At 75.0% G+C, this 11,045-nt stretch carries 6 protein-coding genes; 2 read left to right on the forward strand and 4 right to left on the reverse strand.

Features of this window, described 5'->3' with window-relative positions:
• Nucleotides 1–15 precede the first annotated feature (15 nt).
• The gene (locus ACIQV3_RS01255) at nt 16–1,245 is read left to right on the forward strand and encodes an RNA polymerase sigma factor (protein WP_403708505.1); all 1,230 of its coding nucleotides are present in this window, start codon (nt 16–18) and stop codon (nt 1,243–1,245) included.
• Nucleotides 1,246–1,326: 81 nt separating this feature from the next.
• On the opposite strand, the gene ACIQV3_RS01260 is transcribed toward ACIQV3_RS01255, so the two are convergent.
• From ACIQV3_RS01260 to ACIQV3_RS01275, 4 genes are all read right to left on the reverse strand, one after another.
• Nucleotides 1,327–2,820: a condensation domain-containing protein gene (locus tag ACIQV3_RS01260; RefSeq protein WP_403708507.1), complete on the reverse strand. Its 1,494-nt coding sequence runs from the start codon at nt 2,818–2,820 to the stop codon at nt 1,327–1,329.
• Between the two features lie 85 nt (nt 2,821–2,905).
• Entirely contained in the window at nt 2,906–3,916 is a 1,011-nt protein-coding gene (locus tag ACIQV3_RS01265) for an ABC transporter ATP-binding protein (RefSeq protein WP_403708509.1), read from the reverse strand.
• The gene (locus tag ACIQV3_RS01270) at nt 3,913–6,714 is read right to left on the reverse strand and encodes a hypothetical protein (RefSeq protein WP_403708511.1); all 2,802 of its coding nucleotides are present in this window, start codon (nt 6,712–6,714) and stop codon (nt 3,913–3,915) included. The genes ACIQV3_RS01265 and ACIQV3_RS01270 overlap by 4 nt, the downstream gene beginning before the upstream one ends.
• Nucleotides 6,711–10,061 carry an FtsX-like permease family protein gene (locus ACIQV3_RS01275; protein ID WP_403708513.1) on the reverse strand — a complete coding sequence of 1,117 codons (3,351 nt, stop codon included), beginning with the start codon at nt 10,059–10,061 and terminating at the stop codon, nt 6,711–6,713. The genes ACIQV3_RS01270 and ACIQV3_RS01275 overlap by 4 nt, the downstream gene beginning before the upstream one ends.
• 232 nt (nt 10,062–10,293) lie before the next feature.
• On the opposite strand from ACIQV3_RS01275, the gene ACIQV3_RS01280 reads away from it, so the two are divergent.
• A complete protein-coding gene (locus ACIQV3_RS01280) occupies nt 10,294–11,013 on the forward strand; it encodes an ABC transporter ATP-binding protein (RefSeq protein ID WP_403709128.1) in 720 nt (239 codons plus the stop codon).
• Nucleotides 11,014–11,045 lie beyond the last annotated feature (32 nt).

Below are 11,045 nucleotides of genomic sequence, written 5' to 3' on the forward strand. Positions count from 1 at the left end.
GTGGCCGTGACGGCAGTGAGTGCGACCCGAGCGGTCGAAGCGGTGTTCAGGATCGAGTCCGCGCGGATCATCGCGGGCGTCGCCCGGATCGTGCGGGACGTCGGCATCGCCGAGGAGATCACCCAGGACGCGCTGGTCGCGGCGCTGGAACAGTGGCCGGTCTCCGGCGTGCCCGACAAACCGGGGGCCTGGCTTATGGCCACCGCCAAGTACCGGGCCATCGACCTCGTACGCCGCAAGGAGACCTACGCGCGCAAGCTCGCCGAAGTGGGCCGCACCCTGGAGGACGTCCCGCCACCGGAGGAGGAGGCCGCGCTCGCCGATCCCCAATCCATCGACGACGACCTGCTGCGGCTGATCTTCACCGCCTGCCACCCGGTCCTCGCCACCGAGGCCCGGATCGCGCTGACCCTGCGGCTGATGGGCGGCCTGACGACCCAGGAGATCGCCCGCGCCTTCCTCTGCCCCGAACCGACCGTCGCCCAGCGGATCGTCCGCGCGAAGCGGGCGCTCGCGAAGGCGGCGGTGCCCTTCGAGGTCCCGTACGGGGCGGACCGCGAAGAGCGCCTCGCCTCCGTGCTGGAGGTCATCTACCTCGTCTTCAACGAGGGCTATTCCGCGACCGCCGGAGACGACCTCGTCCGCCCCGCCCTGTGCGAGGACGCCCTGCGCCTCGCCCGGGTCCTGGCCGGGCTGATGCCCAAGGAGCCCGAGGTGCACGGCCTGGCGGCGCTGCTGGAGTTCCAGGCCTCGCGCATCGCCACCCGCACCGGCCCGGACGGGGAGCCGGTGCTGCTCGCCGACCAGAACCGGTCCAAGTGGAACCGCCTGCTGATCCGGCGCGGGGTCGAGGCCCTGCACCGGGCGGGCACCGGCCCCTACTCCCTCCAGGCCGCCATCGCCGGCTGTCACGCCGACGCCGTCCGCTACGAGGACACCGACTGGCCCACGATCGCAGCCCTGTACGGACGGCTCGTCCTGCTGATCCCGTCACCGGTGATCGAGCTCAACCGTGCCGTCGCCGTCTCGATGGCCGAGGGCCCGGCGGTGGCACTCCCCCTGGTCGACGCCCTGACGGCGGAACCGGCCCTGCGCTCCTACCATTTGCTGCCGAGCGTACGGGGAGACCTGCTGGAGCGGCTCGGCCGCCCGGCGGAGGCCCGCGCGGAGTTCGAACGCGCGGCCTCGCTCACCCGCAACGCCCGGGAGCAGGCCCTGCTGCGCGCCCGCGCGGCCCGCCTCTGAGGCCTGCTGTCGGGAGGCGCCGTCGGGAGCCGTTGTCGGGAGGTGCCGTCGAGACCCGCCGTCTGTGGTCGCGGTCCGGGATCAGCCTCGGCGGGCCAACGCGGCCACGTCGAGCGGGGTCCGCTGGGGCCGGCGCGGCGGGGTCAGCGCGATGGGCCGGCGCAGCGATCCGTGGCGGGCGATCTCCCGCACCGTCTCGCGCAGGGCCTCCAGGAAACCGTCCATGGTGCGGCGGGCGGCGGGGGTGTCCGAGTAGATCGAGTTCATGTGCAGCCCCTCCGCGTCCCGCTGGAACCAGGAGCAGGCGCCGTTGGCCTGGGCCGACCACACGTGGGAGGTGGGCCGCCAGTCCTCGTGGCGCTCGGCGCCCGGGACCTTGCGCATGTCGATGTACGAGAAGAAGTTCACCGGGTACGGCCAGGAACGGGCGGCGAACTCGCGGGGGGCGAGCAGTTCCCAGGCGCGCACGAAGGGTACGTCGATGTGGCCGATCATCTCGTTGAAGCCGGCTCGCACCGAGGACATGACCTGCTCGAAGTCCCGGCCCGGCGAGGCGTCGAACTCGATGGGCATGGTGTTGACGAACCAGCCCACCGAGTGGCCCCACCCGGCCCGGCCGCGCTCGCTCACCGGCATGAACCCCCGGTAGACCCCCGGACCGCCCGCCTCGCGCAGACAGACCGCGACGGCGGCGAGCACGCCCATGAACGGCTTGCCGCCCACCTCCAGACAGGCCTTCTCGAAGACCTCCGCCTCCGCGGCGTCCAGCAGCGGTGAGGCCTCGTTCACGATCGAGTACATCCGGCCGGGCTCCACGCCCAGTTCGAGCGGGAAGCGCGGGAAGAACTCGCCGCCGCCGCTCGCCATGAACTTCTTCCAGTAGCCCAGCCGTTCGTCGTCCGCGTCGATGGACAGATAGCGCGCGCGCTGCTCCTCGGCGAAGTCGAGATAGCTCGGTGCGGGCGCCGGATCAGGCAACTCGCCCCGGCGCAGGGCCTCGTAACCCCTCTCGACCTCCTGGACCACGATCGGCATCGACATGCCGTCGCAGACGATGTGGTCGAAGGCCAGGTAGACGGTCGCCGATTCCTCGCGCAGGACGGCGCCCATCGTGAACAGTGGCCAGGACAGCGTGTCGATGCTCCGCTTGAACCGCTCCACGAGGAAGCCGGTCAGTTCCTCGGTGCGGTCGAACTCGGCGACCCGGACGGTGTCCAGAGCCAGTTCGGCGGCCGGGATCGGAGCGCACGCCAACTCCCCGGCCAGGCGCCGGAACTCGCAGCGCAGCACCTCGTGGCGGCGTACGAACGCCAGCAGGGACCCGGTCAGGGCGTCTTCGTCCAGCGGGCCCGCGACCTCGAAGGTGACGGCGATCCAGGACGCGGTCGGGTCGTCGGCCGCGCGGCTCTCCTCGGCGACGGTGAAGTGCTTGTCCTGGTTGAAGGAGGCCCTTCTGTCCGCCGTGCCGTCGGCGCCGTCCGAGCCCGGGGACTGCGCCCCGGCCGTGGACCGCAACCGCCACTCGACGACCCGGCCGGGTGCCATGTGGTGCATCTCCAGAGGAAACTGCCGCATTCCGTCATCCCTTCGACCCCCGAGTCAACCCCGAGCGCCTAACGACACCCGGGCCACGGAAGTGACGCGCGCCGGAAGGTTCGGATCAGCCCGCGGCCGCCCCCGGTGTGCCGGGGCCGGCACCGATGCCGTCCGCCGGCGGGGCGGTCGCGTCGTCCGGGCGGAGTTCGATGTGGTCCGCGGCCAGGTCCACCGCCACCCGGTGTTCCATGCCCAGGGCCTCCAGGAACTTCTGCGGGAGCTGTACGCGCCCCGTGCGGTCGAGCATCACGTACTCGCGCTCGCTCACCGACTCGGCCCCGTGCTCGTCGGTGACCGTACGGCGCAGCACCTCGCTGCTGGTGCGGCCGTCGCGCATCGCCACCGTACGCCGCACCTCGCCCGCGACGAGCGGGTCGTGGGTCACGATGACCACGGTCGCGCCCAGTTCCCGGTTGACGGTGCGGAAGGCCTCGAAGATCGCCCCGCCCGTCTCGGAGTCCAGTTCGCCCGTCGGCTCGTCGGCGAGCAGCACCGCCGGATCGTTCGCCATCGCCACCGCGATCGCCACGCGCTGCTGCTGGCCGCCGGAGAGCTCGGCGGGGCGGCGGTCCGCCAGCTCGCCGATCTCCAGCGCTTCGAGGAGCTCGCCGGTCCGGACCGCGTGGCGCTTGGCGGCCGCCCGCCGCCCGCCCTTCAACTGCATCGGCAGGGCGATGTTCTGCGCCGTCGTCAGGAAGGGCAGCAGGTTGCGGGCCGTCTGCTGCCAGACGAAGCCGACGGCCTCGCGCCGGTAGCGCAGCCGGTCGCGCGCCGACATCTCCAGCAGGTCGTAGCCGCCGACGCTGGCGGTGCCGGCCGTGGGCACGTCCAGCCCCGCGAGGATGTTCAGGAGCGTGGACTTCCCGCTGCCGGACGCGCCGACCAGGGCCATCAGGTCGCCCTGCGCCACGGTCAGTTCCAGCCCTTGCAGGGCCTGTACCTCGACCCCGTCCGTGCTGAAGATCCGGACCAGGCGGTCGCAGGCGATGGCCGTGTGCGCGGCGTGCCGGCGGGGCTCGGCGGCGGCCAGGGCCTGCCGCCGCAGCTCCTCGTAGGTGGGCTGATCGCTGTTCACCGCTGGTCTCCCGCTCTCAACTCGGTCGTGATCTGTCGCCTGCCGGAGATCGCCGCTTCCGCGAGCACGGCCCCCGCGACGAGGACGGCCAGGCCCAGCGCCTGGGTCAGTACGGGCCTGACGAGGACCGGCAGACCGGCCGGCACCCGGGCGCCGACCAGCGTGGACAGGTCCACGGCCGGGCCCAGCAGCGCGACGGCGCCCACCGCGAGCAGTGCGCCGCCGATCGCGGCGGCCAGGGCCAGGGGCACCGACTCCACCAGGATCAGCAGGACCCCCTGCCGGGGCCGCAGGCCCATCGTGCGCAGCCGGGCGAGCAGCGCGGCCCGGTCGGGGGCGGCCCGGACCAGGGTCAGCAGGACCGCCAGCAGCGCGAAGCCCGCGGCTCCGGCCAGCGAGGCCCAGAACAGCCGCACGGCGGAGCGCTGGAGCGGATCGGAGCCCAGTTCCGCGGCCAGGGCGGAGCTGGTGCGGACGCGGTAGCGCTCCTCGCCGGCCGCCGGGTCCACGGTGCGGACCACCTGCTCCAGCCGGTGCCGGTCGACCGTGCCGAGCGCGAACCAGCCGTTGGGCAGCCCCATCTGCGGTACGGCGGCCCGCACTTGGGCCGCGGGCAGGACCACGGTGGCGTGCTTGGCGCCGGGCCGGGCGGGGGTGCCGTCGATCACTCCGACGGTCCTGAGCGTCAGTTCCCCGCCGTTCTCCAGCCGCAGCCGGTAGCCGGAGGCGTCGCCGCCGGAGAGGTCCCGGCTGATCAGCGCGGGCACGGTCGCGCCCGAGGTGCCGGCGGCGCCGGTCGCCAGGAGCGCCGGATCGAACCGGCCGCTCCCGGCCGCCGCCGACAGTTTCGCGTACTCCACCGGGTCCGCGACGACCACGGAGATCTGAGTGCCGCCCGCCTTGGTGCCGTAGAGGTGCACGTTGTCCTCCGTCCACACCTTCACGGAGGACCGTACGCCGGGCAGCGCGGCCGCCGCCGACGTCAGGGCGTCCGGGAGCGTGTCGCCCGGCGCCGTCAGCTGCGCGTCGCCGCCGACGGCCGCACGGGCCGCCGCGAAGCGGGCGTCGGACGTCGCGGTCAGTACCGTGGCACCGAAGCCCCCGGTCGTGACGGCCAGCAGCATCGCGATCAGCGGCAGTACGGACGGACGTGCCCGGCCCCCGGTGCCCCGCGCGGCGCGCGCCAGCCCGAGGAAGCCGATCAGCCCCGGGCCCCGCCCGGCCGCCCGGGCCAACGCCCCGACCAGGGCGGGCTGGAGCCGGGCCAGCAGCAGGCCGCCACAGAGGGCGAGCAGCAGCGGAGCGGCGATCAGCAGCGGATCCACCCCGGCGCCGGCCGGAGCGACCCCGCGCGAGCGGACCTCGAACACCGCGGCCGCGGTGGCAGCCAGGGCGAGCAGCTCGGCGACCAGCCGCCGCCGAGGACCCGGCGGGCGCTTCGGCGACAGCAGCACGAAGGCCCGTACGGGAACGGCCAGCAGCGCCAGGAGCGTGGCGGCCGAAGCGGCCAGCACGGTCCCCGCCGAGCGGGGGGTCGGCAGCAGGACCAACGCGAGCACGGCCGCGAGGGCGGCGGCCGGCAGGACGGTGACCGCGTTCTCCGCGAGCAGCCGGCGCACGATGCCCGCGCGGGAACCGCCGCGGGCCAGCAGCAGCCGCAGCTCCGCCTCCCGCCGGTCCCCGGTGAGCCCGGCCGCCAGGCAGAACACCACGAACGCCACTCCGGCCACCCCGGCCGGGCCCATCGCGCCGAGCGGCGCGGCCGCCTGGCGCCGGGCCTCGGCCAGCGCGAACTGCTCGGGGAGACGGGACGTGAAGCTCAGGTCGCTCCGCCCGGTCTCCCGGGTGAGGCGCGTCGCGGTCGGGCCGCTGAGGTACGAGGCGACCGCCTTGGCGGTGGCCGGGAGCCGGTCGGACCGCAGCGTCCTGGTGTCCACGGGGATCCGCCAGAAGTCTGCGCTTTGCCTCTCGCCCCAGTCGGGGAGCCGGCCGAGTGCCTCCGCGCCGACGAGTGCCTCGGTGCGCCAGAACGCCTGCGGAGGCTGGGTCGTGGTCATGTTGCGGCAGGCCTTGAGGAGGCAGGTGAAGTCGGTCCAGTAGCCCTCGGCGTCGTCGTTGGCGGCGTAGAGACCGACGACCTCCGCCTTCATCGTGGTCAAGCCCTGGCCGGTGGTGGTCTCCAGCACCATGCCGAGCCGGATGCCTATGGTTTTCGCGGCGCTCTGCGACAGGGCGATGGGTACGGGACTGCCGGGGGCGGGGGCGGGGGCGCCCGGCCAGTGTCCTTCCACCAGGCGGACGTGCTCGGAGGCCGTGCGCAGGTGGTGGAGGCCCAACTGGGGCGGGACCCCGTCGGGGGCGGCCAGGCCGCGGTTGGCCAGCGGACGGGCACCCGCGGTGGAACCGTGGACCGGGCCCTCGGGGGCGACCCCGAACCCCGGGGCGGTACGGGCGAGCAGCGTGGCCAGTACCTCGTCCAGGTTCTGCGCGCTCTCCTCCCCGTAGCGGGGGCGCGCGCTGACGTACAGGCTGGTCTGGGCCGGCCCGCGGGACTCCAGGAAGGAGCGCAGCGCCTGGTCGGTGCCCCGGTCCATGGCACGCGGCAGGGCCGCGGCGAGCAGGACGGCGACGAAGGCCAGGGCCGCACCGAGCAGGGCGCTCAGCGGGGTCGCGCGCAGCCGCGTCCGCACCCAGGGCGCGGGCGGGGGCACGGGGCGGGGGGCGGACTGCTGAGGTGTCTGCGGGTCGGCGCCGCCCGGGGCGCGCCGGTCGGCGTCGGTCGCGGCCGGCCCGGTCATATGTCCTCCACGTGCCGCAGCCGGTCGGCCGGCTTCGAGCGGTTCTGATTGCGCCGCCCGCCGAAGACCGCCGACAGCAGCGGTACGGCGGCGATGGCGGCGGCGAGCAGCAGGATCCGCACCGCGGGCAGGTCCACCAGCACCGCGGGCTCCGGCCGGCCGGCCGCCGGGGTCAGCACGGTCAGCGGCACGACGAGGTGGACGATGACCACGCCCAGACCCACCCCGACCGCGGTGCCGAGCCCGACCAGCAGGCAGCTTTCGGCGGTGGCCGTCCGGGACAGGTCCCGCCGCCGGGCACCCAGGGCCATCAGCACCGAGAACTCGCGGGAGCGCTCCCGGGCGGCGGCCGCGGCGGAGGCGGCGAAGCCGATCGCCGCGAGCACCGCGCAGGCCGCCGCGAGCGCGGCCAGCGCCCCCTGCGGACCCGCGCTGAGCGGATCGTCCAGCAGGGTCGCGGCCACCTCCTCGCGCAGCCGCACTTGCTGGGAGCCCGCGCCGGAGCGCAGTTCCGCGGCGGCACGGGCCGGGGCCGGGTCGTCGGCGGAGGCGGCCGGCAGCCACCATTCGCCGGGCGTCGGCAGCTCACGGCCGCCCGACGCGAGCAGTCGGGCGGCCGTGTCCAGGTCGATGGCGATCGCGGTGTCGCCGGCCACGGGCAGGGAACCGATCGCGGCGGTGACCCGGACCGAGAGGGTGACGCCGTCCAGTTTGACCGGCACCAGATCGCCCACGGCTCCACCGATCGCGGACAGGTACGCCCGGGTGGCGATCCCCGGAATCTCGGCGGCCGGAGCGGGACCCGGCGTCAGACTGGCCTGGACGCCGCCGCGTTCGCCGGAACCGTCCCGGTAGCGCAGCTTGATCGGGGCCGGGCCGCCCGGTGCGGGATCGGAGCCCGGGAGCAGTTCGGCGGCCGGGGAGCCGTCGTTGAGCGGCGGGGCCGACAGCTTCCAGCCGGGTGTGGGCATCGCTACCGGCGCCGCCGCGCCGTCCCGGGTCTGGGCGACCGCGAGGCCGCGTACGGTCAGCTCGTCGAAGATCTTGATGGTGGCGGGCTCGCCGGAGCCGGAGCCGGCACCCGCATCGGCGTTCGGATCGGTCCCGGGGAGCGGGCCTTCGCGGTCGTACGAGAAGACGAGCCCGGCCAGGCTGAGCGGGGTGGCGGCCGACCCGATGGGGGCGCCGAGCATCGAGCCGATGTGCACCGACACGGTGGCGTCACCGTTCTCCGGGAGCGTCACCATCGCGGCCCGGTAGGTGATGCCGAACCGGTCGCGCAGCAGCAGCCCGAGGCCGGGGCGGCCGCCCGCGCCGGTGGAGCGTACGGAGACCGAGAGGTCGATGCGCTGAGGCCGGCCGGGGAGAGGGAGGCCGGTGGCAGGCGCGGAGGCGGGGGAGGCGGCGGGGGCAGGGGCGGGGGTCAGCGGGGCGAACAGCTCCCGCATGCTGCGCCCGTCGCGCAGGTCGGCCCGGAGCGCGAGCCGGTCGGCGGCGGCCGCCGCGTCGAGTGCCATGACCTGGCCGGTGCGCCCGCCCGGCAGGTCCTGCCGGGCACGGAGCACCGGCAGGACGCGCTCCCCGCCGGGCAGCGCCGCGTACCGGCCGCCCCGGCCCAGCGAGGGCACGTCGCTCCCGGACATCAGCAGGCCCCCGGCGGTGGTGAAATCGGCCTGGTCGCGCTGGGACGCGGACCAGGCGGTGTGCTGGCCGAGCGCGAGGACCCCGCTGGAGACGGCGAGTACGAGCAGCAGCACCGGCCCCGTGGCCCGTCCGGGCCGGCGCGCCAACTGCCAGCCGACGAGCGCCGGACCCAGCCCCCGGCCCCGGGCGGCGATCCGCGCGCCGAGCCGCGCCACGAAGGGCAGCAGCCTCAGTACGAGCAGGGTGCCCGCGCACAGGGCCAGCGTCGGGGCGGCGACCAGGACCGGGTCCACGCCGAACGGTCCGTCGGACCGCGAGGCCGGGCCGGAGCCGCCCGCGCCGTAGCGGGAGAGCTGCTCGTAGGCGAGTACGGCCAGGGCCACCAGCGCCAGGTCCGCGCCGGACCGGGCGGCGCCGGCGACGAGCGCCTGGCGGCGGCCGGTCCGGTGCAGGGCGGCCGAGGCGACGCCCCGCAGGACGACCGGGAGGGTGGTCAGCACGACGCAGCCGAGGGCGCAGCCCGCGGCGACGGGCCAGAGCAGCCAGCTCCGCGTGACCGCGAACGGGACGTGCGCCAGCGAGCCGTAGCCGCCGAGGAGGCGCAGCAGCGGCGGGGTCAGCAGGGGCGCGAGGAGGGCCGCGGGCAGTGCCAGCAGCAGCGACTGGACCGCGGTGAGGACACCGAGCCGGCTGCGGGAGGCGCCGCGCGCGGCGAGCAGGGAGCGCTCCCCCTCCTGGCGCTCCGTCAGCAGGTGCGAGACGAGCAGCAGGGCCGCCCCCGCGAGCACGGCCAGTTGCAGTGCGCCGACCAGCAGCGTGGAGCGGGCGACGGTCAGGCCCGACCGCAATTCCCCGAGCAGCGCCGGAAGCTCGGTCGCCGGGGCGAGCCCGGACGTGCCCTGGAGTTCCTTCAGGGCCGCGGCGGCCCGGCCGCGGACGGCCTCGGCCCCGGCCGCGTCCACGGTGGAGAAGTCGGCGGTGAGGAGCACGGCGCGGCTGTCCTGGACCAGTCCGCCGGCGGTGAAGGCGGAGTCGTCCACCAGCAGCGGCCCGTAGGTGGCGAATCCGGCGACCTGGAGACCGCGCGCACCGAGCGGATCGAGCCGCCAGTACGGGGAGTCCGGGTCGGCCGCGCGGTAGACGCCGGTCACCAGCACGGTCAGCGGGGAGCCGCCGTACCGGTCGTCGAGCCGCACCCGGGCGGGGAGCGCTCCCTCGGCGAGCCCGAGCCGGTCCAGCGCCGCCTTCGGCACAGCCACGGGAACGGGGGTCCGATCAGAGAGCGCTCCCGCGACGGGTTGCGGCCAGGTGCCCGCCAGAAGCCGCACGCGGTCCTTGGCGAAGGCCGCCAGCAAGGTCAGATCGGCGTCCTTGCCGGGAGTGTGCGGGCCCGGCAGCCCGTACGAACGGCTGCGCGCCACGCTCTCGGCGCCGGTCGGGAGGGGGCCGAACAGCCCGCGCGCGAAGTCCCGTACCGCCTCGTCGTCCTCGGCCCGGTCGGCCGCCGCGTGGGAACCCGTGACCAGCACGGTGCCGCGCGCGAGACCGGGCCCCGCGAGGGCCTGGCGCAGTCCGGCGTCGCCGACTCCGCGGGTGAAGGCGAAGAGCGCGGTGAGCACGGTCGTGGTGATCAAAACGGTCAGCAGTACGGCGGCTGCGAGCGGCAATCGCCCGCGCAACCGGCGCACGACGAAGCCGAGCATGTGCCTGTTCCTCCCCCGCACCGGACTGGTATCCCCGGATACCGGACGATGCTGCCAGATTCGAACAGAGAGCGGAAGGGACTTGCGTGAGTACTGCAACGGATGAACAAATCGTGGGGGCGGGACCGCAAGAACACCGCATTCAGCTTGGAGGGGGAGCCGCAGCATGACGCACGACCAGGAACGGCGACAGGAACCGGGACCCGGACCGCGGCAGGACGCCGGGGCGCCGATGGTGGTGGTCGACGACGTGCGGCGCAGTTTCGGGACCGGTCAGCAGGCGGTGCACGCCCTGCGCGGAGTGTCCTTCGAGGTCCGCCGCGGCGAACTCACCGCGCTCAAGGGGAGGTCCGGCTCGGGCAAGACCACCCTGCTGAACCTGGTCGGCGGCCTCGACACCCCGACCGGCGGCAGCGTCGCCCTCGACGGCACCGATCTCGCCGGCCTCGACGAGGACGGCCGGCTTGCGCTGCGCCGCGACCGGATCGGCTTCGTCTTCCAGTCCTTCGGCCTGATCCCCGCACTGACCGCCGCCGAGAACGTCGGGGTCCCGATGCGGCTGCGCAAGGTACCGGCGAAGCAGCGCGAGGAACGGGCCCGCACCCTGCTCGCCCTCGTCGGGCTCTCCGAACAGACCGAGCAGCGCCCCGGCGAACTCTCCGGCGGCCAGCAGCAGCGGGTCGCCGTCGCCCGGGCCCTCGCCAACGAGCCCGATCTGATCATCGCCGACGAGCCGACCGGCCAGCTCGACTCCGACACGGGCCGGCAGATCATGCGGCTGCTGCGCGCCGTGGTGCGCAGCGAGGGGGTCACCGCGCTGGTGGCCACGCACGACCCGGCGCTGATGGAACTGGCGGACCGGGTGGTGGAGCTGCGCGACGGGCGCATCGTGGAGGCTGCTTCCGGGGACGGGGACGGGGACGGGAACGGGAACGGGGACCCGCAGGGCTGAGCGCCTGCGAGCCCTGCGGGGCGGACGGCGGG

Origin of the sequence: Streptomyces sp. NPDC099050 (assembly GCF_044759865.1) — a bacterium.
In the GTDB taxonomy this organism is placed as follows: domain Bacteria; phylum Actinomycetota; class Actinomycetes; order Streptomycetales; family Streptomycetaceae; genus Streptomyces.

What these genes read in the sequence shown, in the direction of transcription:
- ACIQV3_RS01270 (WP_403708511.1), bottom strand. Translation starts at nt 6,714, where the DNA reads ATGACCGGGCCGGCCGCGACCGACGCCGACCGGCGCGCCCCGGGCGGC.
- ACIQV3_RS01260 (WP_403708507.1), bottom strand. Translation starts at nt 2,820, where the DNA reads ATGCGGCAGTTTCCTCTGGAGATGCACCACATGGCACCCGGCCGGGTC.
- ACIQV3_RS01275 (WP_403708513.1), bottom strand. Translation starts at nt 10,061, where the DNA reads ATGCTCGGCTTCGTCGTGCGCCGGTTGCGCGGGCGATTGCCGCTCGCA.
- ACIQV3_RS01280 (WP_403709128.1), top strand. Translation starts at nt 10,294, where the DNA reads ATGGTGGTGGTCGACGACGTGCGGCGCAGTTTCGGGACCGGTCAGCAG.